Source organism: Leptolyngbya boryana PCC 6306 (genome assembly GCF_000353285.1).
In the GTDB taxonomy this organism is placed as follows: Bacteria; Cyanobacteriota; Cyanobacteriia; order Leptolyngbyales; family Leptolyngbyaceae; genus Leptolyngbya; species Leptolyngbya boryana.
This window is the reverse complement of sequence record NZ_KB731324.1, coordinates 465,457-491,615: the sequence shown is the minus strand read 5'-3', so window position 1 is coordinate 491,615 and position 26,159 is coordinate 465,457. Positions and strand designations below refer to the sequence as shown.

The following is a 26,159-nucleotide window of genomic DNA, read 5'->3' as shown; positions in this document are numbered from 1 at the left end:
AACAAAGCCTCCTTTCTTGAGAATCATAGCATATAAAAATAATAGGCGATTTGCAACAAGTTCGCCTTATTGAAAATAATCTGCAATTAACTTTTTCAAAAAATTACCCCGCCTGCCTTGCTTGACTAAGCGGAGTCGATGGCTATATCTGTCTTGAGAAAGTCCCCATTGATTGGATTTACGTACAGCGAGTTTCGGCTTCGCTGCACATAAATCCGAGGGCAATTCCTCAGCTCAGCGATTCGAGATAGTCCCGAACGCGATTGCGCCGTTTCGGTTGACGAAGTTTTTGCAGCGCCTTCGCTTCGATTTGTCTCACTCGCTCTCTAGACAATTCGAGCGCGCGTCCAATCTCTGCTAAAGAATAAGGATGTCCATCGCTTCCTAGACCAAAGCGCATTTGAATCACATCTCTTTCACGAGTGGTTAAATCGGCAAGCAATTGCAGCAAATCTCGGCGCAGTGATTCCCGCATCAACGTCTCTTCAGGCGTGACTTCTTCTGTTTCCAGCAAGTCGCCGAGTTCGGTGTCTCGCTCTTTGCCCACTTTAGTTTCTAGCGATACAGACCGCGGAACTCGCAACAACACTTCCCGAACTTGAGGCGGTGTCATTTCTAGCTCTGTTGCAATATCTTCGATCGTGGCAGTTCGCCCCTTTTCTTGAGAAATCTTGCGCTGAGCTTTTTTGATCTTATTCAGCTTTTCCGTAATGTGGACGGGCAGGCGGATTGTCCGGCTTTGAGTGGCGATCGCGCGCGTGATGCCTTGCCGAATCCACCAATACGCATAGGTGCTGAATCGGTAGCCTTTGGTTGGATCAAACTTCTCAACGGCTCGCTCTAAGCCGAGTGTGCCCTCTTGGATCAAATCTAGGAGTTCTAAACCGCGATTTTGATATTTCTTGGCAACGGAGACGACTAACCGCAGGTTCGCATTGATCATGCGAGTCTTCGCAGTGAGTCCTTGACTTTGAATTTGCTCGAGTTCGGCAACGCTGAGTTTCACAACTTGTGCCCAATGTTGTTTGCCTTCTGCCAAGAGAGGTTTGAGGTTAGCGACCTCGATATTTGCTTCGGCAGCCCAGCGTTCGAGAGACGGGCGGTGGGTCAGTGTGGACACCAAGCGATCGCGGGCATCCATTAGGTCTACAAATTGACGGATAGAATCATTGCCTTTGTTAGCGGCATCATTGCGCTGTTCTAATAGCTTCATGTAGCGTTGAACTTTTTGCGCCTCAGCCACTTCCTCGTCGCGTCCAAGTAAGTGGTAGCGGCCGATCTCTTGCAGGTAGAGCCTCACTAAGTCAGTGGTTTTCCGTCCAGCGGCGCGCATTTCCATTTGCCCTGCCAGTTCCGCTTCAAGTTCAGCGAGATCCGCATTGGGATCAAATTCGGTTTCTGATAGGGTTGAGGGTTGCTCTAGTGTAGAGGGATCAAACTCTGCATCAGCGTAGAAAGAAGTTGCTGGCATCATGTTCCGTTTGTGCGCTATGTGGAAATCGTTCTGTTGGTTGCTTTGCTAGTGTTCCCGTGCTTCGGGACTCTGAAACAGAGTTTAAAGTTCCAGGAAACGTAGAAACTACCGATGACATTGGATTCGAGCAGGTTTTTGAAAATTGCAGTCTGCAATCTCCTCAGTTCTTGATAGGGACTACACGCGATCGCGGGTGCAATTCGGAATTTACACAGGAAAACTTTCCCGTGTCATCAAGTTGGAGTCAGTATAGTGACGATAAAAGGGATATAAAGTGATTGAGATCATTCCGTGTTTTGACCCAGATCACGTTTCAACGGGGGCTAAAATGATGTGTGATTGATGACATTACCTTTTTCACAACTCGGGTTTGGTCATCCGGATCGAATCTAGCCTCTGTAATCCGGCTGATTCTAAAGCGTCAAAAGTACTGTCCATCTTGCTCTCAGGCGGAATAAATACAATGAATCCGTCGCGTCCCCGGGTAAGTAAAACTCGATAGCTATTGAGGCGTAATTGTCGGGGATTCTGCACATTTTTTTGGCGATTTGTTGTTTTCCAATCCTCGTTCTGCCAAATCAAATCGTCTCCCCAACCCAAAATTGGCAGATCTAATTCTAACCCTTGGCAACTGAACTCAGTGACGACTCGATCAAACATGCAGCAAGAGGTTTCCGTATCAGGTGGTTCGACATACCATGCGCCAACATTGAGTCTTTGAGTCGAGAGATAGTCGTTTCGGATGCCATATTGAGTGAGATTTTTGGCACGAGACGAGGCAACTAGTCCGTAGCGTTTGTCAGGTTGACTCTGGTAGCGATCGCGACAATAAATTTTCGCAACTTCCAAATCACGAGTCAGGTAACAATCAAATCCTTCTGCAATCATCAAGGGCATGATAGCCCTAGCTTGTTCAATCTCACCGGCTAAAACATGAGAGACCCAGGTTTGAACATATTGGGCAAGATGCGATCGCAAAGAAGTAGTCAGATTCAGCAAGGGATTGGTATGAGTGGGCTGATCAAAGAATTTTGCGTGTTCTGGTGAACAGTGAACTTGCCAAGACTCGATCGAGATTTGTAACCCCTGATTCCATTGCTCGATTCCGCCTTCTTCTCCGACATGGATCGTTTGCCCTTCGCCAATTAAACCAACCAGTACACACCAATCTGGGGTGCGTTCACAGATCCGTAGAACTGTACCAGGAGCAGCACTTTGAATGCCATATTTTTCGGACATGCGATCGCTATCCCAAGCCCTTTGAGCTTCATCGAAAACAATAATTTGCTCTCTAGGGGCAGATTGGCGACGAGCTTCATGCTGGATATAAAAATTCCGAATTTCTCGAACGAAGGCTTTGCTTTTGAGAGCATATTGCAGAACGTTAATCAGTGGGCGGTTTCCAGATAGAAAAAGGGCATTGTGATCGGTTTGGTAGACGAACTGTAAGCCGACGAGCGTTTTCCCTGAACCTGGAACGCCTGTGATCAGAACAAGATGGCGTTCTTTTTTCTCTGAGGCTTGCTGCACTAAGCGATCGAGAAATTCAAGTATCTCTGGAATGCCCGCACTTTGGGCGCGTCTGATATTTGGCAATGGCTCTTGCTGAAAAATTCGCCGCGCTGCTTCGATCACCGTAGGCAAGGGTGCATAATCTGAATTCACCCAACTTGTCGGATCGATTTCCGGTTGCTTTGCAGGTAAGGATTCCAAATAGGTTGAAATTTGAGTGGGCTTGAGAATTTGAACTGCGTTACGGGCTGCATTCTCTTTGACGGAGCGAGTGGGAATTAGAACTGCGCTGACTGGATGTTGTGCCGATGCTTGATGATATTCGGATAAGTCTCGTGCATAGGCAGCAACTTGATCGCAATCTGCATTGGAGGCTGAAGTATTTTGTTTGAATTCAAAGACGACAATGTGTCCGAAACCGAGCATCACTAAATCAGGACGACGACCGCCTTCACCCGGCAGTTCGTATTCAAAAATCAATGTCCAGGATTTGCGAGTCAGAGCAGACAATTGCGATCGCAAAATTTCTCCACAGTCTTGCCAAGCCTGTTGTTGGGTTCCGGCTGAATTTTGATGATAGAGCCTTTGATAATTCGTTTTGAGTGTTTCAAGCCAATCTGCTTGAGAACAGGTGAGAAATTCATCAAGTGACCCCATCCAACCGTAATTCGACATCGTTTTTGCGAGCGCAACTTTCCCTACTGTTGCAAAAAATCGGGAACACGGCATCTCGATTGCGATGGAAAGAATTCCCAGCAATCTTGGCAAATAAAGTCTAAGATTGCTGTGATGGAAGGGTTAGGGAAAATGGATCGACGCAGTTTCATACTAGGAATGGCAGCATTAGGAACCACGCTGAGCGGATGCAGTTCTGACCCCTCAGCATTTCGAGTGAGATTGCTGAAAAATTCCATTCCAAGCCAGCTTCCAAACGAGTTTCGCAGACAACTCAAGCAAGATATCAAGCTCGATTTCAAGCCTGCCAATCAGCTGCAAGACCTGTTTAATGACTTGCAGGCTTGGAAACAGAAGCCAAGTCGTAATCAAACATCATCACCCGGTTTACCCTTCATCAGTCAGTCTTCTGAGCCAATTCCAGACTTGATCACAATGGGCGATTACTGGCTTTCCACTGCGATTCGCCAAAACCTCATTCAACCGCTTGACCCGAAAGCTTGGCAGCTTTGGGCACAACTGCCCGATCGCTGGAAAAAGATTGTCACTCGCGACAATCAAGTTTGGGGTGCGCCCTATCGGTGGGGTGCAACGGTCATTGCTTATCGAACGGATATTTTCCGCGATCGTAATCTCCAGCCGCCTCAAGATTGGGCAGATCTGTGGCGCGAAGATTTACGGGGTCGAATTGCCTTACTCGATCAGCCGAGAGAAACGATCGGACTCACACTGAAAAAGCTTGGTCAATCCTACAACACCGCTGATCTCAATAAAATTCCAAATTTAGAACCGGAGTTAGTCGCGTTAAACCGACAAGCCAGAGCCTACAGTTCTAGTACGGCTTTGCAATCCCTGATCCTGGATGATGTCTGGGTTGCAGTCACTTGGTCTACTGATTTTCTACAAGCAGTAAACCGTAATCCGACGATCGCTGCGATTTTCCCCAAGTCTGGTTCTGCTTTATTTACTGACTTGTGGGTTCGTCCTGCTCCGGTTAGTTCAAAAGCGCCGATTGCAGATTGGATTAACTTCTGTTGGCAGCCCGATATCGCGCCCCAACTTTCCCTGATCAGTCAAGCTGCATCCCCAATGCTTTCCACATTGGATGCCAATACTTTTCCAGAAAAACTTCGGCAAAATCCGCTGCTGGTTCCGCAGCCAGAAGTCCTTGCTCGTAGTGAATTTCTAGAACCCATTCCCGACGCTACGATTGAACAATACCGTTCTCTCTGGGCTAAAATCCGAGGGTCGGCTTAGTTGGAGACCAGAAGTTCGTACTCGCTAAATTATCAAAAGAAGCACAAGCAAGTCTTTCATCTGCATCTTTTGCCGCAATCTCTGAATTGAAGTTACAGGTATAGGCTGCGACTATGCTGCCTTGCGGATCAAACACTCGCAGATTATAGCCATAGCCTGTTGTCGCTGTGCCAAATTTTTGGATGAACTCATAGCGATCGAAGAAATCCAGCGAACTCCAAAGCTGAGCATTCACAACTACATCGACTCGGTTGGGTTCTTCGATGCCAGGACAGGCAAGCCACCCATTGACTAAGCGATCGCCGTATTTATTTTGAGCCGCAAGCTGATCCCGAATCCACCATAGACTCGGCTCTGTCAATTCTGTCTGCTGAATATTTGTATCTGTAATTCCAGCGATATTAGAGCTACACATCCCCTGCTGGATCATCTTCGGATTAAATGGAGTGGTTGAAGGTTCAAGCGCAGGTTTTGCGACAACACTTTGACTCCCTAGACCCAGCATCAAACTGATGCGAATGAAGTAGTGTAAGCCAGTTGAGAAAACGTGTTGCTGTGTCATATTGAGTTGAGCGAATTGAGCTGAACGAAATGTTCCAATCTAGCTGGCTAATCGACGTTGAACTCTGAGCAAAAGTGCCTCTCAATCTGTTGTAGTCTATCTGTTTAAAAATTAAAACCCTCAATATTCTATGTTTGATCCGCTCCGCCCGTTGAAATATCTTCCTTGGATAGAATTGCTGCAAGTTGCACTTGTCACGATCGGATTTACAGTTTTATTAGATTGGGCGTTTTTTCAGGCAGCAAGTACTCCTGCTCTACGACCCATTGCTGCACGAGTTCTACAGTCACCGCTTGGATTTTTGCTCGAATTAGCAGCAGCCGTTGGAATTGGAGCATTAGCAGTTGCTATCATGGAACGCTGGTTCCGCCGGAGAATTTTAATTACGAACTCGGTTCTCTGGGCATTAGTGCCGTGTTTGGCACTGTGGCTGTGGCTGCGATCGTTTTTGCCAGACTCGATTTTTCCGCAGCTATTGACTCCGGTTCTAGGGATGAATGCCGTAATTTGTATAATTTTAGGGGTGTTTTGGAAGGGAAAACCCTATTGGCGATGATTCAATTTGTCGCTTGAATACGCTACCGTAGTCTCAAAAGCTTTTACTTACTCAAAGGACGCTCGTGATGGTTGCTCTGTATTGGGTTTTAGTCGTTGCCATGCTCGTTGGCATTGTGGGCGCGATCGTTCCGGGCATTCCAGGAACAAGTCTCATTTTGGCAGCGATCGTCATTTGGGGTGCAGTTAAAGGATTTTCAGATATTACGATCGCGTTAGCAGTGGGTGTGCTCGTCTTTCTGATGAGCTTAGGCATTGATTTTCTCGCAACCTACTGGGGTGCTAAAAAGGCAGGGGCGAGTAATTGGGGACAGATTGGTGCGTTCGTGGGATTTGTGCTCGGATTTTTAGGCTTTTTGCCAACTTTGCCAATCGGAGGACCACTCGGACCCATCATCGGAATTTTCTTTGGTCCTCTGGTGGGTGCGATCGTTGGTGAATATCTCTACCGAAAGGATTTAATGATCGCGGTCAAAGCTGGCTTGGGAATTGTCGTAGGTTCGATCGTTGGCAATCTCATCCAGGGCGTTCTTGCCGTTATTGCAGTGACCGTCTTCATTTTCACAACGTTCCCGACCGTGATGGGAGGTTAGAAAAACCACGCTCGCCAGTCTTGCAATTTAAGGCAATTTCTGTGATCGCGCTCCACACTCTAAAGCCTTAGAGCCTTTTGCTGTTTTCGGCTTTTCTGGAGCTTGCACCGATGGCTTTAGAGATTGGCAAATTACACGAGTCGTTCCCGATGGACTCAGGCTGACCACACTGATGTAACTCTGTAAATTTGCTTCCCGAGGAATAGCAGTCATCACGGAATCTGTTCCGACTCGCAGGCGATAAGCATAACTATAGCTTTGAGAAATCACATTCGTCGATCGCTCTAATTCTTCTAAGCTACGCGCAAAGCGATTATTCTGCGTGTAAAAATTTTCCTGGGCAGTTGTCATCGCCTTCAGATAGGTTTCTGCCTCTTGCTGCTTCGCCTCAGGTGAATCACTTTGCGGTTTCATGACCGCCTCAACCGACTTGGAACCCTGTTGCTTCGAGGTAGACCAGAACGCCGTCGTTCCACCCACGACAAATCCACCGATGACAACCAACGCGACCGGAAGTGCATAGACTCTCCACCGCTTCTTCACCCAACCTCGGAATGAAAGCGTTTCTTCTTCTTCCTCAATTTCTTCATCGTCGATCGCAACTGCGGATTCCATTTCAGGAAGCTCGTCCTCAATCGGTGGTGTTAAGGTTGCAATTCGCGAAGCTGATTCCTCAATTTTGTCATCGATCGCAACTGCGGATTCCATTTCAGGAAGCTCGCCCTCAATCGGTGGCGTTAAGGTTGCAACTCGCGAAGCTGATTCCGTCGATCGCAGGGAAAACTCACGTGTCCAGGCAAATGCCTCATCTCCGGCTCTTTTTCCTTGTGCCCGTACTGATCGAATTGAGTCATTGCCTAACTCAATCAATCCCTTCTGAATGAACGCTACGAGCGTTTCCTGATTCAGCGGCTTTTGAGACTCTAAAAAAATGCACAAACAGTCATCCTCAATGCCCGCTCGCGCTGTGATGCCTTTGGGAGACAATACTGCATTCATCAACGCTGCGATCGCACTTGGCTCACCTTGTTTTGCAAGCTCTAAAAGGTTCGACTGTTCCATAGACACAAACTAATCTCAAGCTTCAGATCTCAACGAGCCGCGAACGAATTGCCTTTACTTTACCGTAATCCATAGCGTTATCCACTGAAATCGTAGATGCTTCAGGATAAGAACTGACCGATTTTGAAAAAATCTGAATTGGAATTGTGAAGAAATAATTTCATTAAACTTGCATCTTGTAAAATTGCGGCAAAGAATTGTCTTAAAAGCAATTTAGCCTATTTTTGACGTGAATTCTTACCGTCCCTGGGAACACTGAAAAGGTAAAGGGAGAATCTCCCGAACTGGAATCTGTCACTTTCAGGAGCAGGGCGGTGCAATCGGTTAAACAGCAGCAAATTCTCGGTTATTTCATCGAAGAAGCAAAAGAACATCTCGACACGATCGAACAAGGCTTAGTCGATCTCGCTGCTACGATGGCGGATTCAGAGCGGGTCAATGAACTGTTTCGTGCCGCTCACTCCGTTAAAGGTGGGGCAGCAATGCTCGGCTTTGACAGCATTCAGAGAACTGCGCACCACTTTGAAGATTGTTTCAAAATTCTCAAAGAACATCCGGTCAAAATTGACCAACGTCTCGAAGATCTCTTTTTCAAGGGGTTTGACACACTCAAAGAATTAATCGAAGCTTTACAAAGCCCATTTGGCTTACGTGAAGAAGATGCTCAGCAAGCCGTTGCTGCTTCAGAACCAACTTTCCGAGAATTGCAGGCTTATCTCGAAGCGCTCAAAACCGGAAAAGCTTCTCCCTCGAAAGGCACTCTGCTGCCTCAAAATGCTGCGACTCAGATTACAACGATTCTCAAGGGCATGTTGCAGCTTTTCAAACAAGGTGATTCTCAAAAAGGTCGCCAGCAGCTCGTCGCACTCTGCAATCGTCTGATTCAAGTCAGCAGTACCACAAAACCCTGGGTGACATTACTGCAAACCGCTCAGCGGGCGATCGCAAATCCCAAAAATACCTACGCATCTCTTGCCCCCATCGTCATTAAAGACCTCAAACAAGCGAGTGATCTTTTACTCTTAGGTCAAGCCGAGCAAATCAGCATTACGGCTAATCTGCAAAAACTGCTCAATCCAGCATCTGCACAGCCTGCTTCGGCAAAAGCTGCCCCATCTCCAGCCGTGAAGCAGCAGGTTACGATTCCACTCGAACCGAGAGCGGCAGCTCGGACTCTGCTTGACGTGTTTAACAAGTCGGAACTGATCGAAATTGCTGAGTTCCTGATGAAAGCGATTCAATAGTCCATTAGACTGTGAAAGGCACAGTCTGGAGTCGCGCTCATGGTGAAGGTTAGCTTTCTGGGCATCGGGTTGATGGGATTACCAATGGCGCAACGTCTCATCGGTGCAGGTTATTCCGTGACTGCTTACAATCGCACCGCTACAAAATTAGAAAAGCTCTCTGAAGTCGTAAACCCAAAGGGCAGCATCGCGATCGCACACACTCCTGCAGAAGCGATCGCGGCTTCTGATTGTGTCGTGCTGATGTTAACCAATGCCCAAGCCATTCGAGATGTTTTACATCAAGCTGATTTAAGCGATCGGACTGTCATCCAAATGAGTACGATTTCACCAGATGAAAGTCGCGAGATTTGCCTTGAAGTGATGGCAGCAGGTGGAACTTATTTAGAAGCGCCAGTTCTAGGAAGTATTCCTGAAGCAAAATCGGGAAAACTCATTGTCATGGTCGGCGCAGAGCCAGAACAATTTGAACAATGGAAACCTTTGCTGCAAACCTTGGGCGAAAATCCAGTTCTGATCGGATCTGTCGGTTCAGCTGCAACAGTCAAATTGGCACTGAATCAATTGATTGGTTCGTTAACGAGTGCATTTGCTGCAAGCCTTGGGCTTGTCTTACGACAAAACGTTGATGTTGAAGCGTTTATGCAGATTGTGCGGCAGAGTGCCTTGTATGCGCCGACATTTGACAAAAAATTACAGCGGATGATCGATCGAGATTTTGAACATCCAAACTTTCCAACGAAGCATTTGCAGAAAGACATGAACTTGTTTGTTGAAACTGCAAAGTCGTCAAATTTAGATACGGCTTCTATTGAAGGAGTGCAGCAGATTTTACAAACTGCGATCGACCTCAATCTAGCTGACCTCGACTACGCTGCATTGTTTTCGGTAATTGTTCCTGAAGAATCAAAAATTCATTGAAAGTATAATTTTCAGCACTCTCCGGAAATTGGCGCGCAGCGTTGAAATTTAATATAGACCGCCCCCGTAAAAGGTTCATTCCTGACTTTTCACTGAAATTTATATCTCAACGCTAGATTCTCGGCATTTCTATAAAGCGATGTAACGAGTCATCATTTGTGGGCAACCTAGAGTTAGCGTCCCTAAATTTATCTTCGATTTCAAGTCTAGAAACTCACAGGACAGTTTCTTGCCGGTGATATGTGACCCCCTAGCGCATCTTCAGTCTCCAGCAGGTTGAGTTCGACTGAGTTTTATGCACATCGTGACCATTGCCGTTTGGGTTCACCAAAATTATGCGTGTTTTGATCTATTCCTACAACTACTACCCAGAGCCGATTGGAATTGCACCATTAATGACAGAACTCGCGGAAGGTTTAGTCCGCCGGGGACATCAAGTTAGAGTCATCACTGGAATGCCGAACTATCCCCAACGTCAGATTTATGAGGGTTATCGGGACAAGCTCTACATGACTGAGAAACGTAATGGAGTGATCATTCAGCGAAGCTATATGTGGGTAAAACCAAAGCCGAGTCTAATAGATCGTGTTTTACTAGATAGTAGTTTTGTTGTCACGAGTTTCCTACAAGCTCTGAAAGGCTGGCGACCCGATGTCATTCTCCTAACGGTTCCGCCCTTGCCTGTCTGTGTGCCTGCAGCACTCCTAAGCTGGTTCCACAACTGTCCGATCGTGCTGAATGTTCAGGATATCTTACCAGAAGCTGCCGTTCATGTAGGACTGCTCAAGAATAGAACCATGATTCGCGTGTTTGAAGCGCTGGAGAAGTTTGCTTACCGCACGGCTCATACCATCAGTGTGATTGCAGATGGGTTTGTTGAGAATTTAGAAGGTAAAGGTGTGTCGTCCAGTAAGCTCACTTGTATTCCAAACTGGGTCGATACGAGCTTCATTCGCCCGCTATCAAAAGAAAATAATGCTTTTCGGCTAGAGAACGGGCTAGATGGAAAATTTGTTGTGCTTTATGCCGGTAATATTGCCCTGACCCAAGGGCTGGAAACAGTGATTGAGGCTGCGGCACGCTTGAAGCATCAGCGTGATATTGCTTTTGCAATTGTTGGAGAGCCAAAAGCGATCGAAAACCTCAGACAGCATTGTGAAGCCCACGGTGCAGACAATGTAAGACTGTTGCCATTTCAACCGCGTGAGAAATTGCCAGAAATGCTCGCTGCGGCTGATGTAGGCTTGATTGTGCAGAAACGCAATGTAGTGTCGTTTAACATGCCATCAAAAACTCAGGTATTACTCGCGAGTGGGCGAGCAGTCATTGCTTCTGTTCCGAGTACTGGCAGTGCAGCAAAAGCAATCAAGAAAAGTTGCGGTGGCGTAGTTGTCGAGCCAGAAAATCCTGAAGCACTTGCAGATCAGATTTTGGAGTTGTACAACAATCCTGAACTGACGAGCAAGCTAGGGAAGCAGGGAAGACAATATGCGATCGAACGTTACTCCTTTGAGCAAGCTTTGAATCAATATGAGGCGTTGTTTGAGAAAGTTGTGAGAACGCCTGCCGTAAAACCTGCCTATATGTTCAGTGTCAATAAGTCGAGCAGCTAGCTTTTAGGCTACGTATTTCCAATAGTTTGATGCCCTCACTTTAGCAACGAGGGCATTTTTTATAGTTGTGCTATTGCTGTGATTTGATCATAAGACAGTAAGTTATCATCACGGATATAAGCCGTTCCGCGATCGCTCCAGATCATGTGCAAATAGTAGGACTGCGTGCCATCTTTTGCAACGAGATAGACCCGAAAGCCTGTGTCTGGTTCTAGTTCTTGTCTTGTCAAAACAAAGCCTTGCTTTTCAAGCTGTTGCTCAAGTGTTCCAGCGACAGTTCGACCATTTGATTCCGCAATTTGCCAACATCCGATTCGACCTTGGCAGCCTGGAGTCGCTCCAGTAATTTGCAGGACATCTGTAGGAGATGGGCTAATGGTTGGTGAAGGACTTACGGTAGGAGATGGGCTGACCGTCGGGGACGGGCTGATCGAAGGCTGTGGAGATGGGCTGACTTGCGGTTGAGGTTGAACTGCTCGCTGAAGTGTGGGAGTTGCAGTCGGCGAAGGTTGAACTGTCTTAGAAGGTTGGACTTTAGGGGAAGGTTTTGGAGTTGGAGAAGTGATCGCGGATGGAGAAGGCGACGGCTTTGGTAAGTTCATCACATTCACTGAGTTCTCAGACTTCGGTGGCTCAATGTCTGAGTCAGTCGATGGAATTGGCATTGCGAAAAGGAATCCGTGCAGCCCAATTGCGATCGGGAGCATGTGCCAAAGCTGGAGATGGGACAGTTTGAAGATCATGATCGCGACACAGGAGCAAAGACAATACTCAATTTGCAAATTATTCCTGTCTGATCATAAAGCAGTAACTAAATAAATTGTCAATAGTCTGAAGAAGTTTTGCCAGTGATATTGCGCAGAACCCTTGCAAAATATAAATTCTAGATCGACTTAGGGATTCTCAATGCGGATTCACTTGACAAAGATTTGGAACTCTCTTAAATTACTTACTAGAAAAAAGTCTCAATAATGACGACAAGCTCAGCAAGAAGTGCTATCGGACTTTTAAGAACATAGATGGAGTGTTATGGCGATTAAACGGCGGATTTTCTTGGCTTCAGGCGCAGCAGTGGCAGCGATCGCAATTCATCAGCTTGTCAAAATGCAAGCAGGCACATCAGCGGGAGTGGTGAATCTTTATTCTGCACGTCACTACGATACAGATAATGCGATCTACGAAGCATTCACCAAGAAAACGGGCATCAAAGTGAATCTGGTCGAAGCAGATGCAGACAAACTGATTGAGCGGATCAAAAGTGAAGGTGCAAACAGTCCGGCAGATGTTTTGATCACCGTTGATGCAGGCAGACTGTGGCGTGCTCAAGACGCGGGATTGTTCCAACCTGTTGATTCTGCGGTCTTAAAGTCTGCCATTCCTGAGAATCTGCGATCGCCCAACAACCTATGGTTCGGGTTCACCAAGCGGGCGCGGGTGATCATGTATAACAAAGACCGTGTTAAGCCTTCTGAACTGAGCACTTATGAAGATTTAGCTGATCCGAAGTGGAAAGGACGGTTGATTGTACGATCGTCGAGTCACGTTTACAATCAATCCCTCACGGGTGCACTGCTCGAAAAGCATGGCGAGCAGAAAGCTGAGGAATGGGTCAAGGGATTAGTTGCAAACTTTGCGCGATCTCCAGAAGGAAATGATACGGCTCAAATTAAAGCGATCGCCGCAGGCCAAGGTGATTTGACGTTAGTGAATACTTACTATTTACCTCGCTTAGCAAAATCAAATAAGCCTGAAGAGAAAGAGATTGCTTCCAAGATCGGCGTGTTTTTCCCGAATCAGGGTAAAGATGGGAGCGGAACTCACATCAATATTAGTGGCGGAGGCGTCCTGAAGACTGCTCCGAACAAGGCAGCGGCAATTCAATTTTTGGAGTTTCTAGCCAGCAAAGAAGCACAGCAAATTTTTGCTGCAAGCAACAATGAATATCCTGCGGTTGCAGGCGTTCCGGTTGATTCTGTCTTGCAGAGCTATGGAACGTTCAAGGATGATAAGCTGAATGCTGAAATCTTTGGGCGCAACAATGCGAAGGCGCTGCAAATTATGGATCGGGCTGGCTGGAAGTAATGTCAACGCTACTTGATTTAGCGGCAAAAGGTGGACCTGTGATGATTCCGATGACAGGTCTATCTGTGCTCACGATTGCTTGTGCCTTAGAACGGGCATGGTTTTGGTGGCATGTGTTGAGGGGTGAGGATCGCTTGGCACATCAAATTTTGGCGGCGGCTGAATCTGATTTGAATCAAGCGCGATCGATTGCCGAATCTGCTTCGGAAATCGCGATCGCGCGATTCTTATATGCAGCATTGAAGCTGGATCGTCCTGAGCCGGAAACCTTTCGGCTGGCGTTGGAAGCGGCTAGCGATCGCGAATTCGTCAAAATGCATAAGGGCGACAAGCTGCTCGAAACTGTAATTGCAATGGCTCCGTTGTTGGGACTCTTAGGAACAGTGACGGGACTCATTGTCACGTTTTTTAATTTGAAAATTGGTGGATCTGGCAGTGCAGTGGATACTTCTAAAGCTGCACTGGGAATTGCAGAGGCATTGATTACCACTGCGGCAGGAATGATTGTTGCGATCGTGGCGTTAGCCATTTTTCGAGTGTGTGTGGCTCTGCAAGCGAAGCAGATGGACTATTTTGCTGAGATTGGAAGTGAGTTAGAGCTGACTTATCGGCAGGTCTGGTACAACAGGAGTCACTTACGCAATGAGATCTAAAGCAAGGCAGCGTGGCACATCGATGCCTGAGGTCAATCTCGTACCAATGATGGATGTGATTATGACCATCCTGACATTTTTCATCATTGTGTCGATGACGTTGACTAACTTTCAGTCAGTTGATGTCGCATTGCCAACTGCTCAATCTGGAGTCAATCGAGAACGACCTGTTGATCCGATGATTGTGGGGCTGAATCAACAGCAGCAAATTTTATTGCAAGGCAATCCTGCAACTCGTGAACAGTTAGCACAAGCCATTCAGACCTATCTTGTACAGAATCCGAAAGGATCGGTTGTTTTGAAGGCTGATCAAGGATTGCCCTACCAACAGGTCATTCGGGTTTTGGCAACTTTGAAAGAAGTGGGTGGAGATAGCGTGTCTTTAGCGATCGAATAGTTTTGCAAAATAGATCGCTCAACTCCGGAGCAAATTGCCATTGCCTTCTAGAATAGGATGTGGTTTTTTGCAACAAGGGCACGATCGATGCGGCTATCTCAGATGCTATTTGTAACACTGCGCGAAGATCCGGCGGAAGCGGAGATTCCCAGTCATAAGCTTTTGGTACGAGCAGGGTATATCCGGCGAATTGGCAGCGGCATCTATTCGTATTTGCCTTTAATGTGGCGGGTGTTGCAGAAGATCTCGCAAATTGTGCGGGAGGAAATGAATGCAGCAGGCGCACAAGAATGCCTGTTACCGCAGTTGCAGCCGTCGGAATTGTGGAAAGAATCGGGGCGTTGGGATACCTATACCAAGGCTGAAGGAATTATGTTCGCGTTAATCGATCGCCAAGATCGAGAAGTGGGCTTGGGACCGACCCATGAGGAAGTTATTACGACGATCGCACGCGATATGATTCGTTCCTATCGTCAATTGCCTCAAAATCTTTATCAGATTCAAACTAAGTTCCGTGATGAGATTCGTCCTCGATTTGGGTTAATGCGGGGGCGCGAATTCATTATGAAAGATGCCTACTCATTTGACGCAGATGAGGCAGGGATGAAAGTGACGTATCAGAAAATGCACACGGCTTACTGCAAGATTCTGACTAGAACAGGCTTGAAGTTTCGGGCAGTTGATGCGGATTCAGGCGCGATCGGGGGTTCTGGGTCACAAGAATTTATGGTGCTTGCAGAAGCCGGAGAAGACGAAGTTCTCTACACCGAAGATGGGAAATATGCAGCAAACGTGGAAAAAGCGATCGCGCTTCCGCCAGATGTTGTGACCTCTCCTTTTTCCAGTTATGAGAAACGCGAAACGCCAGGAACAGAAACGATCGAAAAGGTTTGCAAGTTTCTAAAATGCTCCCCTACGAATGTTGTTAAAAATGTTCTCTATCAAGCCGTATTTGATAGTGGCATCACTGCATTGGTCTTAGTTCACATTCGCGGTGATCAAGATGTCAATGATGTGAAACTGCAAAATGAACTGACCAAACTTGCTGATCAGTTTGGCGGCAAAACTGTGATTTCGCTGACGGTTCCCGACGCGGAAGCTCAACAGAAGTGGGCAGCAAAATCTTTGCCATTGGGATATATCTCACCCGCGATCGCGGATGATTACATCAAGCCCAGTAAAGAGATTGCATCGAAATTTGTTCGATTCGTGGATCAAACGGTGACAGATTTAGAAAATTTTGTCACAGGTGCAGATGAATCTGGCTATCACGTTGTCGGCGCAAACTGGGGGAAAGAATTCCAGAAACCTGCTTTAGTGGTCGATGTGCGCAAGGCGAAAGCAGGCGATCGCGCAGTTCACGATCCATCTCAAACGCTGCAAACCGCTAGAGGTATTGAAATCGGGCATATTTTTCAACTTGGAACGAAGTACTCGCAGGCGATGAATGCGACCTACACCAACGAGCAAGGGGAGGAAATGCCTTTAGTGATGGGTTGTTATGGGATTGGGGTTTCGCGATTAGCGCAAGCTGCGGTGGAGCAGTCCTATGACAAAGATGGCATTATTTTTCCGGTTGCGATCGCGCCTTATCACGCGGTCGTTGTGATTCCCAATGTCAATGATGCGGATCAAGTCAGCGCTGCTGAGAAGCTATATGCAGAATTGAATCAGGCAGGCGTTGAGACATTGTTAGACGATCGCAATGAGCGGGCAGGCGTGAAGTTTAAGGATTCTGAACTAATTGGAATTCCATATCGAATTGTCACCGGGAAATCTTTGAAAGATGGCAAGGTTGAAGTCGTACAACGGGCGACTAAGGCGGTGCAGGAACTTGCACTCGATCAGGTTGTGCCAACTCTGAAGCAATGGGTGACAGAAGCGCTGCATTCATAATTTTGAGCAAATTTTGAGCAGCAAGTTCTCAGTTAAATGGGTAACGTTCAAATTTTTCGTGGGATTAACGTGAATTCGGGATAAGGGATTTCGCTCTTGTGCCGATGTGAATTGAATTCACGCCTAAACGTTAACGAACTGACGTTGGAATTAGGTTTCGACTTCGCTCAACCCACGAAAAATTTTTGTTCTTGCGCGTTTGCGTTGAGCTTTGTCGAAGGCTTGACGAAACGGAGTGAACTGGACTAAAGAGGCAACCGCGATGCACATTCGATTGTTTGAAGAACGAGACGCTGAACAGATTGCACAACTGTTTCATGACACGATTCGAGAAATTAATCGTCGTGATTATTCGCCGTCTCAAGTCGCAGCCTGGGCACCGGATGACATCTACTTCAGAGATTGGGTTGCAGTCTGCTCACAGCGAATCACTTATGTTGCTGATGATCACGGTGTGATTGCTGGCTTTGGTGAACTCGAATCGAACGGTCATATTGGCTGTTTCTACTGCCACAAAAACTATCAACGTTGTGGAGTAGGAAAGCAAATTTATCAAGAAATTGAGGCAAAAGCGATCGCACTAAATCTTACACAACTCGTCACAGAAGCAAGCATCACAGCAAAACCTTTCTTTGAAAAAATGGGGTTTTCAGTTGTGAGAGAACAAGAAGTCTATTGTCGAGGTGAGCAATTCAAGAATTACGTGATGCAAAAATTACTCTGAATCCATGGAATTTTTCACAATTTTGCTTTCTAGCTTGCTTGGATTAGTCTCTCCGGCAGGTGTCGTCGTCGATCGCATTGCAGAATCTCAAATCCGCAAGCAACTTGTCGGTGCAGAACAGCTTCAAGTCCGAATAGACAATGCGCCCAATTATCAAATTGCTCAAGGAAGAATCGATCGCATTCTCATCGCAGGTCGCGGAATTGTACCTGTAAAAGGAGTGCGACTTGAACGATTTGAACTGGAAACCGATGCGATCGCACTTGACCTAAAACGTCGCAAACTGACTCAACCGCTTCAGGCTGGAATTCGAGCGAGTCTCACTCAAGACGATCTCAATCTCGCCTTGCAATCTCCACAGGTGACTGCTCGACTTAAAAATTTGAGTCTTCAATTGCTAACGAGATCGCAAGCCCGACAAGCTGAGCGTTACGATTTTCTCAATCCTCAAATCACGCTTTTGCCACAAAATCGCGCTCGATTTGAAATCGAACTTCAAGAGCAAGGTGATCCCGCTAAATTAAAAATCGTCGCAGAGGCTCAACCGCAAATTATTTCAGGTCGATCGCTACAACTGAATGATTTGAGAATCTGGGCAAATGGTCAAGAAAGTCCAAAGCAAATCACTGAAGCGATCGCCAATTTGATTCGCGATCGTCTCGATCTGCGGCGATTGGAAGCGTCCAATACAACCGCTCGAATTTTAACTTTGGTACTCAATCCCTCCAACTTAGAGATTGCGGCTTTTGTACAAATCCGACCCGACGTAAGGAAACAATAACGGTTTGTGTCAAACATCCGAAATTGCGCTAAACATAGCTGTAGAACTTCTACAATCTGTCAGGACTCAGACCTGGCAATTTCTGCCCTAGTTGAGGACTTCTCACATGCAAGAGCATCCGCGCCGTTTTCCACTCGGAATCGTAGTTGGATTATCCACGCTGGTTGTTGCGACCGGTAGTGCAACTGCATTTTTCACTTGGCAACAAGCCCAGAAACAAGCACCCACTCCTGTTGCTGTAGAGCAGCCTCAGACCCAAGATCCCCGAACCGCTGCGTCTGTCCCATCAGTTTCGCAAAATCAAATTAAGCCGCAAGCCCCAACGACTGAAAAAACAGCGCAGGTCTTCTGGCTCAAAGATAGTGCAACCGATATGGAACTCGTTCCAGTTGCCATCAAAGTGAAATCTGACGATCGCCAAGAAGTTTTACTCACAGCTGCGGTGAATAACCTTCTGAACAATCCGCCGACTCAGGATTTAATGACTGGAATCCCGCAAGGAACCCAGCTTCGCAGTCTCAAGGTCAAGGCAGATTCGATCTATGTCGATCTGACCAGACCGTTTACCGCAGGTGGGGGCAGTTTGTCGATGACGGGTCGCTTGGCTCAAATTCTCTATACGACAACTAGCCTTAACCCAAAAGCAAAGGTCTTCTTATCGGTTGAAGGAAAGCCTTTAACAGTTTTAGGGGGAGAAGGGCTAATCGTTGAGCAACCCTTGACGCGAGCGCAGTTTGAACAAGACACAGGCACGAAGCAGGAATAAATCCTACCGACGACTGGCTAAGCTGAAGGCTCGGAAATACTGAGCTTGCTGTTCAATCCGAGTCGCTAAGCGATCGCAGACCAGATTACATAACTCGAAAATCAGATCGTCTTCGACGCTGTAATATGCCAGCGTCCCTTTCGATCGCCGAGTTAAGATTCCCGCTTGCAGCATCACCTTGAGATGCTTAGAAACATTAGCTTGACTCGTATCAGTCGCTTCAACGAGATCCTGAACGCATTTTTCGCCATCTCGTAGTAAATTGAGAATGCGAAGACGCATCGGTTCACCTAACACACTAAAATAATCAGAGACTTGCTGCACGACTTCAGGTGGTACAGGTTGTGCGGGAGATTTCATGTCAATTTGACAACGGAATGACTTGATCCCAGATTCTAGCCAGTCATAATGCTCTATAGCAATAGAGTCATCTGAGCCTTACGTAATTTTGGCGAAAACTTCATAAAAACCTCGGCATCTATAGAGATGACATGTCGTAATTTCACGCAGAGTAGCTTTCAACCTGATGCAAATAGACTTGGAAGTCAGAAAGTGCGACATAGCAATTTAATCGAATGCTTTTGAATCGATTGAAGCGCTTAATAAAGGGCGGGAAGTTCTCGATCGCAGATCTACCAAGCAATTCAAAACTCCGTCTCTGGGCGTAGAAATTAAAAAAATCAGCGCACTATTGTAAAAGGGAACTTACCATGCACTTTGGAATTCTTCATAAATAATGTCGCTGTGATAGTATCTGGATGTCTGAGGAGATTATACGGCTGTTTAATCAGCACAATTTCGGTGGTGGAGGAGGAATAAGAGTGCAAAACAATATCCCAATTGGGTATTCCCAGTTTGGTGTATCCCGGAATCAGCCAGAACCTTTGCGGATTGGCGTGATTGGTGTCGGGAATATGGGACAACATCATACCAGGGTGTTAAGTCTGCTGAAAGATGTTGAACTGGTCGGAGTTTCGGACATCAATGTAGAACGCGGGTTGGACACGGCTAGCAAGTATCGTGTCCGATTTTTTGAGGACTACCATGATTTGTTGAATCATGTCGATGCGGTTTGTATTGCCGTACCAACACGGTTGCATCATGGGGTCGGAATGGCGGCTCTGAAGGCAGGGGTTCATGTTTTAATTGAAAAGCCGATTGCAGCAAGTATTGCCGAAGCAGAATCGCTTGTGAATGCGGCAGCAGAATGTCAGTGTATTCTGCAGGTTGGACATATTGAGCGATTTAACCCCGCGTTTCAAGAACTCAGTAAGGTTCTGAAAACTGAAGAGGTTTTGGCGCTCGAAGCTCATCGGATGAGTCCTTATAGCGATCGTGCAAATGATGTATCGGTTGTCTTGGATCTGATGATTCACGACATTGATTTGCTGTTGGAACTGGCAAATTCTAAGGTCGTGAAATTGACCGCAAGTGGTGGGCGTGCCTCGAATTCAGGTCAGTTGGATTATGTGACAGCGACGTTGGGCTTTGCCAATGGCATTGTAGCAACACTGACCGCGAGTAAGGTGACCCATCGGAAGATTCGACAAATTTCAGCCCACTGTAAGAATTCACTGACGGAAGCAGATTTTCTCAATAATGAGATTCTGATTCACCGTCAAACGACCTCGAATTACAAGACGGATTATGGACAGGTCTTATATTGCCAGGATGGTCTAATTGAGAAAGTGAAAACGAGCAATATCGAGCCGCTTCATGCTGAATTGGAGCACTTTGTCCAGTGTGTCCGGGGTGGTATGGCTCCTTCAGTTGGCGGAATTCAGGCATTGAAGGCACTTAGACTGGCGAGTTTGATTGAGCAGATGGCACTCGATGGTAAAGTGTGGCATTCTTCGCCAGACTCAAAGGTAATTGAACTCGATACTGCCGCGATCGCGGTTTGAGGGAGACATAAAATTTGCGCCGATCCAGACAAATCCAGATCGGCGCAGGGATTGTAAAAATTAATAGGTTTAAGAGGGTTAGAAGTGTTTAACCCTCTTTTGTTTGTTTTGTAGAATGTTTTGTGAGATTCAGTTTGCTGCACCGTGATGCACAGTCTTCACCCACTTCAGCCGCTTCTGACGGATGGACATTCTCAATGTTGCAGTTGAGACAATGACAAACCAGTGCAACATATAAACCGCACCTCGTAATCCTTGAAAGATCTGAGTCAAGATTGAGATATCATCTTGACTTTTCAGTTTTTGAACTCGACGCAATCCACCAATCGCACTAAATAAGAACAAGAACAGCGTCATCGCAGAAATCGGACTCGTCAGCATCATCCGATGGCGCAAAACCGCCATGAGAAAATCGGGAATGGCTGCAGTTGGCATCACATATTGCAGCATCCAAAACATCGCGAGATCGATTGTTTTGCGACTGCCCATGCGATTGCGTAAAATCAGTCGCCAGTAATCGAGATAGCGTTGATAGCCGCCTTCTGCCCAGCGATTTCGCTGATGCCAAAGCGCGATCGCGTTTGTCACGCCTTCTTCGTAAACGGCTGGCTCTGTCACGACTTCAATATCCCAGCCGCTCAAATGCAATCGGAATGTCAAATCCAAATCGTCTGTGATTGTTTCTTCGTTCCACCCCCCACAGTCGAGCAACGCTTCTCGACGAACGAGTTGTCCATTTCCGCGCAGTTCACCTAATCCTCCGATCGCGGCTCTCTGCTGCTGAATAAACGCATCCAATGCCATTTCTGCCATTTGTCCTTGGATCCAGAAATTCTCCGCCTCGTTGGAGTGAAATTGCGGTTCAGCCTGAATGATCGCTTTTCTCACTTGGATCGCACCGATATCTCCTCGCTCAAAAACGGGGATAACTCGACGCAAGAAATCTGGCTCGACTTGAGCATCGGCATCAAAGACGACTAAGAATTCACCCGAAGTGAGTGGAAAGACTTGATTTAATGCGCCAGATTTGCCGCCACTTGAGTTTTCAGGACGATTGAAAACTTTCAGTTGGGGATATTGAGTCGTTAAATGGTCGAGCACTTCAGGCGTTTTATCAGTGCTGTTATCGTCAATTACCCAAACTTCGTAGCGATCGCGCGGATAATTCAACTCACACAGCATTTTGACCAAGCGCCCGATCACGGCTTCCTCATTCTTTGCCGCAACCATCAGCGAAACTGTAGGGAATAGATCATCATCTTCAAGCGGCTTTGCGAATGCAGCGGGGCGGGCAAGCATTAAGCGCATGGCATGAATACTCATTAAGGTGGTCACACCCAACACAAACCAATAGCCCCAGGTCACTAAATGCAGCGCGATCGTGCCACTCCAAATCGCCGCAAAGACGATCGCTGCTTTTTTCCTACGTCCTTGAAAACCGCGAAACGTATCCGGCTCTTTAGACCCATTGGGTTCTTCGGGCAGGTCTGATAACAGTGCTGCCAGCGATTCAAGCTCGTTTTCTTGCCAAGAATTCTCCGACATAGGTTGTGATGTCTAACACCCAATAAAGTGAAGTTGAAAATTCAGGTTACTTTAATTTCTGTAACCTTTTCTTCAACTTTCGTACTCTGACAGCTTACCTTGCGATCGCCGAATTTCAGCGTTTTCTTCTAGGGGTTCGTGATTCGGATTACCCGACTCGCTTCGGAGCCGCGACGGTAAGTTCCAGAGATTCGGCACGTAGGGCAAGCCAGGGCTGAGTTCTGATCATGTGAGCAAATGGGCTAGATGCTGGAATATCGAGTCGAGCAGAAATCAGTGATAAATTGGCGATCGCTTCGCTCTCAAACCTTGCAAGCTGTTCCAGACTGGAATAAGTTCCGAATTGTCCCCGCTGTCGCCAAAGATTGAACTGCCAGGTTGGCATGAAATCGCACAGAATGCGATCGCCTTGTTTGACCATTGCACCTCCGTTCGATTGCCAGACAAATTGTGCTTCTTCTTTCGGCAAACCCCAAATCTTATGTCCTCCTGCGATTGAATTCAAATCATCAACATAAATATGCGAAATCCAAGCTCCGATATTTCCGCCTTGGCGAACTAAAGCAGGTACAACAATGAGTTCTCCATACGTCAAAGTTGAGCCAGGTTCATATTTTCCGAGCACAATGCCGCCGATCGTTTTTCCAGGTAAGACTTGAACAATTTCGAGATCAGTTGGGATGTATTTTTCTGCTTGGGCAACATCAACTAGATGCAGCGTCAAAAAGCCGTAACCTCTGAGAATCCAAGGGGCAAGGGGATAATTCATATGAGATCTCCAGAGTTTCTTCCAAAATGTAGAGATGTTTTATCAGCAAGAAATCTAGATTAGTGAGGAATTAAATTTAAAAAAGCTATGTCTGAGCGATCGCGAACTGAAGAGAATATTTTTGCGGAATTTACAAAGCTAGTTTTGGCAACTCAACTCGATGAATTCAGAAAAATAGCAGTTTCGATGAGAACGAATCTAGGTAAGCTCTTTCAAGGCGAAATCAATGACGTTTCAATTCAAGCGCGCGATTTTGTTAAAGATGAAATTCAAGTCCAAGAATTGGAAGTCAAGACGGATCAAATTTCAATTGATCCGCTCAGTATGTTATTAGGAAAAATCCGATTAAGTGAGCCAATTGATAGTGAAATCCGGCTAACTCTCTCTGAACAAGATCTGAATCAAAATATGAATTCAGAGTATGGAAAGTCTTTATTAAAACCCATTGAATTAACCGTCGATCGCGAAATTATTACCCTTGAATTATTGCCTCCCTCGGCGATTCGCCTCTTAAGTGATAATAAGCTGCGATTTACGGGAACTGTAGAGATTAAGCGTGCGAAGCAATCGCAGACCTTAGCATTCACCTGCATTATTTGCCCACGTACTGAGACAAGTCCTGTTCGATTAGAGACATTCTGTTGTACCCCAAATGCTGGGCAATCTATTCCCTTTATGATTGCACTTCTGCAATGGATGGAATCAATTCTCAATCAACCCTACTATGAAATCGAAGGCGTTGCATTTCGATGTAAAGCATTAGAAATTAAAAATAAAGTCTTAACAACTGAGCTTGAAATTCACGCGCGAAAAGTTCCCGATTTGTAATTAAAATCACACCCATTTTCTCTCGATTTCGCCTTATCAATTTTCATAACGTTTGTGATTCCTAGCACATCTTCTGGGAACCTTAACAAGGAACGTGTATAAGACGGAATTGGGTGATGAGCCAAGCTCAAGACGTTGAAGTAACGCTCTTCTTTCAGAAGGGGTTATATCTCAATAAACAGAAAGCCTACGAAGCCGCGATCGCGAGCTATGAAGCCGCACTAAATCTAAAGCCTGACTATCCGGATGCTTGGTACAACCGGGGCAACTCGCTTTACCATTTGGGACGATTCGAGCAAGCGATCGACAGCTACTCTCAAGCGATTGAATACCAACCGGGTTTCCCTGAAGCCTGGAACAATCGCGGCAATGCTTTAGATGAATTAGGACGCTATCAAGAAGCGATCTATAGTTACGACAATGCGATCAAGTACCGCGCTGATTATCACTGGGCGTGGTACAACCGAGGCATTTCGCTTCGGAACATGGAGCGTTATGAAGAAGCGGTCAATAGCTACGATCGCGCGATTGAATTCAAGCCGGACTATTACTGGGCTTGGTACAGTCGTGGACTCGCCTTACGAAAACTGGGTCAATTAGAACGAGTCGTAGCCAGCTACGATCGGGCACTCGAACTCAAACCTGACTTCGAGGAATCCTGGACAAATCGCGGCAACGCACTCTACCACATGGGCAACATTGACGATGCGATCGAAAGCTACGATCGCGCGCTTGCGCTCAAACCAGATTCTGCCACGATCTGGTACAACAAAGCCTGCTGTTACGCACTTCAGGGCAAGTCTGACCTTGCTTATGAACATCTGCGACGTGCGATCGAACTCAATCCTGATGAATATCGCGATTTAGCTCAGAGCAATGCTGACTTTGCCGCTTTGCGTCGAGATAATCGATTTCTATCGTTGCTGAGCTTTCGCGCGCCTCGCGAGTCGTAAATTCTGCCCATGCTTCCCTCTGATGAAATTCGGTATCGCAATGCGGGACGATCGCTATCTCTGCTCGGTCGATATGGAAAACAGTATGCGAGATTTGAGCAAATTTTAGCGATCGATCCTGATCATCCGAATGCGCTGTTGTGTCGGGGTTATGCACTAGAAAAGTTAGGTCGCTATGAAGAGGCGATCTCAACTTTTGAACGTGTGATTACACTTCGCCCTCGCATGGCTTTGGCATGGCAAGGACGCGGAATTTCATTAGGTCGAATCGGACAATATGAAGAAGCTTTGACAAGCTTTAATCAAGCCTTGAAATTTACGCCAGATGATTATCGCAGTTGGCAAAATCATGGCAAAACGCTGATGAATTTGTATCGCTACCAAGATGCGATCGCCAGTTTTGATCAAGTCATTGCCTTGAAACCACAAAATTACAAAGCTTGGTACAACCGAGCGATCGCACTATCATCTCTCAATGAGCATGAGGCGGCTTTAACGAATTTAGACATTGCACTGAAGATCAAGCCCGTCTCAGACTACATCTGGAATTATCGAGGGCAAGTGCTTGGAAAGTTAAATCGAATCCCGGAAGCGATTGCAAGTTTTGAGAATGCCGTGAAAATTAATTCTCGGAGTGCCAGTGCCTGGTATGGTATGGGTTGTTGCTATGCACTCAAGCGAGATGCAGAAGCAACGATCGAGAATTTAACCCACGCGATCGAGCTTTCAGCTTCAATCTATCGCAACCTTGCTGCTACAGATCCGATTTTCAACTTTTTACACAACCGTTCGCAATTTCAGGCATTGCTAGAAGCTGGAACCAAGGCTTCTTGAACAATGAGCACTGAGCATCGTGCATGGTGCATGACATGATTACTGACACTGCCTAAAAAGAATTCACTTAGTCCTGATCTGCCTCTACGTCCCACCACAATTAGATCCGCGTTCCAAGTTTGCGCGATCTCACAAATAGATGTGCCCGGATCACCGACATGTTGTGTAAATTCACACCGGACTCCAGCCGCAGTTGCAGCGGCATCTCGTGCCCGTAACATGTCCAATCCAGCTTGTTCAACTTGGGAAAAGAGCTGGGCTGAAGATTGAAGTAAAGCCTCATGGTGCATCGGATAGAGACCATCGGGCATTGGATAAACAGGAGTTGGCACACCTTCGTCGATCGGGCTGATAATATGCAGTAACATCAATTCAGCGTGATTTGTTTTGGCAAGCTCGACCGCTCTTTCAAATACGGCTTGACTCGAATCAGAGTGATCCAGCGCGACTAAAATCTTGTGGAACATACGATTCTCCTAAATGTTGTAGGCAAAGGCGTTAAACTAGCTTTGAAGAGGAGTTGATCAGTCTTTGCTACTAACAGTATAAAATGCCTAGC

The 26,159-nt window shown here is 46.5% G+C and carries 26 protein-coding genes; 17 read left to right on the top strand and 9 right to left on the bottom strand.

What is annotated here, in order from left to right:
- Window positions 1–229: 229 nt before the first annotated feature.
- On the bottom strand, window positions 230–1,474 hold the full coding sequence (sigC, locus tag LEPBO_RS0102270) for an RNA polymerase sigma factor SigC (RefSeq protein ID WP_017285906.1): 1,245 nt from the start codon (window positions 1,472–1,474) through the stop codon (window positions 230–232).
- 357 nt (window positions 1,475–1,831) lie between these two features.
- Complete coding sequence (locus tag LEPBO_RS0102265) at window positions 1,832–3,661, bottom strand: DNA/RNA helicase domain-containing protein (RefSeq protein ID WP_026148361.1); 1,830 nt, start codon at window positions 3,659–3,661, stop codon at window positions 1,832–1,834.
- 132 nt (window positions 3,662–3,793) lie between these two features.
- Between LEPBO_RS0102265 and LEPBO_RS0102260 the strand changes: the two genes are divergently transcribed.
- Window positions 3,794–4,918 carry an extracellular solute-binding protein gene (locus LEPBO_RS0102260; RefSeq protein ID WP_036045162.1) on the top strand — a complete coding sequence of 375 codons (1,125 nt, stop codon included), beginning with the start codon at window positions 3,794–3,796 and terminating at the stop codon, window positions 4,916–4,918.
- Here LEPBO_RS0102260 and LEPBO_RS39715 read toward each other — a convergent pair.
- Complete coding sequence (locus LEPBO_RS39715; RefSeq protein WP_017285903.1) at window positions 4,896–5,480, bottom strand: hypothetical protein; 585 nt, start codon at window positions 5,478–5,480, stop codon at window positions 4,896–4,898. The two genes, LEPBO_RS0102260 and LEPBO_RS39715, sit on opposite strands and share 23 nt — an antisense overlap.
- 130 nt (window positions 5,481–5,610) lie before the next feature.
- On the opposite strand from LEPBO_RS39715, the gene LEPBO_RS0102250 reads away from it, so the two are divergent.
- Window positions 5,611–6,036: a hypothetical protein gene (locus tag LEPBO_RS0102250; RefSeq protein ID WP_017285902.1), complete on the top strand. Its 426-nt coding sequence runs from the start codon at window positions 5,611–5,613 to the stop codon at window positions 6,034–6,036.
- 67 nt (window positions 6,037–6,103) lie between these two features.
- Window positions 6,104–6,628: a DUF456 domain-containing protein gene (locus tag LEPBO_RS0102245; protein ID WP_017285901.1), complete on the top strand. Its 525-nt coding sequence runs from the start codon at window positions 6,104–6,106 to the stop codon at window positions 6,626–6,628.
- Window positions 6,629–6,655: 27 nt separating this feature from the next.
- On the opposite strand, the gene LEPBO_RS39710 is transcribed toward LEPBO_RS0102245, so the two are convergent.
- The gene (locus tag LEPBO_RS39710) at window positions 6,656–7,690 is read right to left on the bottom strand and encodes a type IV pilin-like G/H family protein (protein ID WP_017285900.1); all 1,035 of its coding nucleotides are present in this window, start codon (window positions 7,688–7,690) and stop codon (window positions 6,656–6,658) included.
- A gap of 314 nt (window positions 7,691–8,004) precedes the next feature.
- On the opposite strand from LEPBO_RS39710, the gene LEPBO_RS0102235 reads away from it, so the two are divergent.
- The 3 genes from LEPBO_RS0102235 to LEPBO_RS0102225 all read left to right on the top strand — a co-directional run bounded on the left by LEPBO_RS0102235 (window position 8,005) and on the right by LEPBO_RS0102225 (window position 11,468).
- A complete protein-coding gene (locus LEPBO_RS0102235; protein WP_017285899.1) occupies window positions 8,005–8,934 on the top strand; it encodes an Hpt domain-containing protein in 930 nt (309 codons plus the stop codon).
- Between the two features lie 39 nt (window positions 8,935–8,973).
- Window positions 8,974–9,855 (top strand): NAD(P)-dependent oxidoreductase, encoded by an 882-nt coding sequence (locus LEPBO_RS0102230; RefSeq protein ID WP_017285898.1) that lies wholly within the window; start codon window positions 8,974–8,976, stop codon window positions 9,853–9,855.
- Between the two features lie 335 nt (window positions 9,856–10,190).
- Window positions 10,191–11,468, top strand: coding sequence for a glycosyltransferase family 4 protein (locus tag LEPBO_RS0102225; protein ID WP_017285897.1), 1,278 nt, complete (start codon window positions 10,191–10,193; stop codon window positions 11,466–11,468).
- A gap of 59 nt (window positions 11,469–11,527) precedes the next feature.
- On the opposite strand, the gene LEPBO_RS0102220 is transcribed toward LEPBO_RS0102225, so the two are convergent.
- Window positions 11,528–12,211: a hypothetical protein gene (locus LEPBO_RS0102220; RefSeq protein ID WP_026148359.1), complete on the bottom strand. Its 684-nt coding sequence runs from the start codon at window positions 12,209–12,211 to the stop codon at window positions 11,528–11,530.
- Between the two features lie 286 nt (window positions 12,212–12,497).
- Here LEPBO_RS0102220 and LEPBO_RS0102215 point away from each other — a divergent pair, with 286 nt between their 5' ends.
- The 7 genes from LEPBO_RS0102215 to LEPBO_RS0102180 all read left to right on the top strand — a co-directional run bounded on the left by LEPBO_RS0102215 (window position 12,498) and on the right by LEPBO_RS0102180 (window position 18,767).
- Window positions 12,498–13,550, top strand: coding sequence for a Fe(3+) ABC transporter substrate-binding protein (locus tag LEPBO_RS0102215; RefSeq protein WP_017285894.1), 1,053 nt, complete (start codon window positions 12,498–12,500; stop codon window positions 13,548–13,550).
- Window positions 13,550–14,203 (top strand): MotA/TolQ/ExbB proton channel family protein, encoded by a 654-nt coding sequence (locus tag LEPBO_RS0102210; RefSeq protein WP_017285893.1) that lies wholly within the window; start codon window positions 13,550–13,552, stop codon window positions 14,201–14,203. Before LEPBO_RS0102215 ends, LEPBO_RS0102210 begins: the two co-directional genes overlap by 1 nt.
- Window positions 14,193–14,600, top strand: coding sequence for an ExbD/TolR family protein (locus LEPBO_RS0102205; RefSeq protein ID WP_026148358.1), 408 nt, complete (start codon window positions 14,193–14,195; stop codon window positions 14,598–14,600). Before LEPBO_RS0102210 ends, LEPBO_RS0102205 begins: the two co-directional genes overlap by 11 nt.
- Before the next feature lie 87 nt (window positions 14,601–14,687).
- Window positions 14,688–16,496 (top strand): proline--tRNA ligase, encoded by a 1,809-nt coding sequence (locus LEPBO_RS0102200; protein WP_026148357.1) that lies wholly within the window; start codon window positions 14,688–14,690, stop codon window positions 16,494–16,496.
- Between the two features lie 235 nt (window positions 16,497–16,731).
- Window positions 16,732–17,220, top strand: a complete 489-nt coding sequence (locus LEPBO_RS0102190) for a GNAT family N-acetyltransferase (RefSeq protein ID WP_239741262.1) — start codon at window positions 16,732–16,734, stop codon at window positions 17,218–17,220.
- 4 nt (window positions 17,221–17,224) lie between these two features.
- Window positions 17,225–18,001, top strand: coding sequence for an LmeA family phospholipid-binding protein (locus LEPBO_RS0102185; RefSeq protein ID WP_017285888.1), 777 nt, complete (start codon window positions 17,225–17,227; stop codon window positions 17,999–18,001).
- 106 nt (window positions 18,002–18,107) lie between these two features.
- Entirely contained in the window at window positions 18,108–18,767 is a 660-nt protein-coding gene (locus LEPBO_RS0102180) for a GerMN domain-containing protein (protein WP_017285887.1), read from the top strand.
- Window positions 18,768–18,770: 3 nt separating this feature from the next.
- Here LEPBO_RS0102180 and LEPBO_RS0102175 read toward each other — a convergent pair whose 3' ends face one another.
- Window positions 18,771–19,127 carry an ArsR/SmtB family transcription factor gene (locus LEPBO_RS0102175; RefSeq protein ID WP_017285886.1) on the bottom strand — a complete coding sequence of 119 codons (357 nt, stop codon included), beginning with the start codon at window positions 19,125–19,127 and terminating at the stop codon, window positions 18,771–18,773.
- Between the two features lie 461 nt (window positions 19,128–19,588).
- Between LEPBO_RS0102175 and LEPBO_RS0102170 the strand changes: the two genes are divergently transcribed.
- Window positions 19,589–20,671 carry a Gfo/Idh/MocA family protein gene (locus tag LEPBO_RS0102170; protein WP_017285885.1) on the top strand — a complete coding sequence of 361 codons (1,083 nt, stop codon included), beginning with the start codon at window positions 19,589–19,591 and terminating at the stop codon, window positions 20,669–20,671.
- Window positions 20,672–20,800: 129 nt separating this feature from the next.
- Here LEPBO_RS0102170 and LEPBO_RS0102165 read toward each other — a convergent pair whose 3' ends face one another.
- Both LEPBO_RS0102165 and LEPBO_RS0102160 read right to left on the bottom strand, forming a co-directional pair.
- Window positions 20,801–22,216, bottom strand: a complete 1,416-nt coding sequence (locus LEPBO_RS0102165) for a glycosyltransferase family 2 protein (protein WP_017285884.1) — start codon at window positions 22,214–22,216, stop codon at window positions 20,801–20,803.
- A gap of 148 nt (window positions 22,217–22,364) precedes the next feature.
- Window positions 22,365–22,985, bottom strand: coding sequence for an acetoacetate decarboxylase family protein (locus tag LEPBO_RS0102160; protein ID WP_017285883.1), 621 nt, complete (start codon window positions 22,983–22,985; stop codon window positions 22,365–22,367).
- Between the two features lie 87 nt (window positions 22,986–23,072).
- Here LEPBO_RS0102160 and LEPBO_RS0102155 point away from each other — a divergent pair, with 87 nt between their 5' ends.
- The 3 genes from LEPBO_RS0102155 to LEPBO_RS0102145 all read left to right on the top strand — a co-directional run bounded on the left by LEPBO_RS0102155 (window position 23,073) and on the right by LEPBO_RS0102145 (window position 25,600).
- The gene (locus LEPBO_RS0102155) at window positions 23,073–23,813 is read left to right on the top strand and encodes an LmeA family phospholipid-binding protein (RefSeq protein ID WP_017285882.1); all 741 of its coding nucleotides are present in this window, start codon (window positions 23,073–23,075) and stop codon (window positions 23,811–23,813) included.
- Between the two features lie 116 nt (window positions 23,814–23,929).
- Window positions 23,930–24,766, top strand: a complete 837-nt coding sequence (locus tag LEPBO_RS0102150) for a tetratricopeptide repeat protein (protein WP_017285881.1) — start codon at window positions 23,930–23,932, stop codon at window positions 24,764–24,766.
- A 9-nt stretch (window positions 24,767–24,775) separates the two neighbouring features.
- Window positions 24,776–25,600: a tetratricopeptide repeat protein gene (locus LEPBO_RS0102145; RefSeq protein ID WP_017285880.1), complete on the top strand. Its 825-nt coding sequence runs from the start codon at window positions 24,776–24,778 to the stop codon at window positions 25,598–25,600.
- Here the strand turns inward: LEPBO_RS0102145 and LEPBO_RS0102140 are convergent.
- Complete coding sequence (locus LEPBO_RS0102140; protein WP_017285879.1) at window positions 25,564–26,067, bottom strand: universal stress protein; 504 nt, start codon at window positions 26,065–26,067, stop codon at window positions 25,564–25,566. The genes LEPBO_RS0102145 and LEPBO_RS0102140 overlap by 37 nt on opposite strands.
- Between the last annotated feature and the right edge of the window lie 92 nt (window positions 26,068–26,159).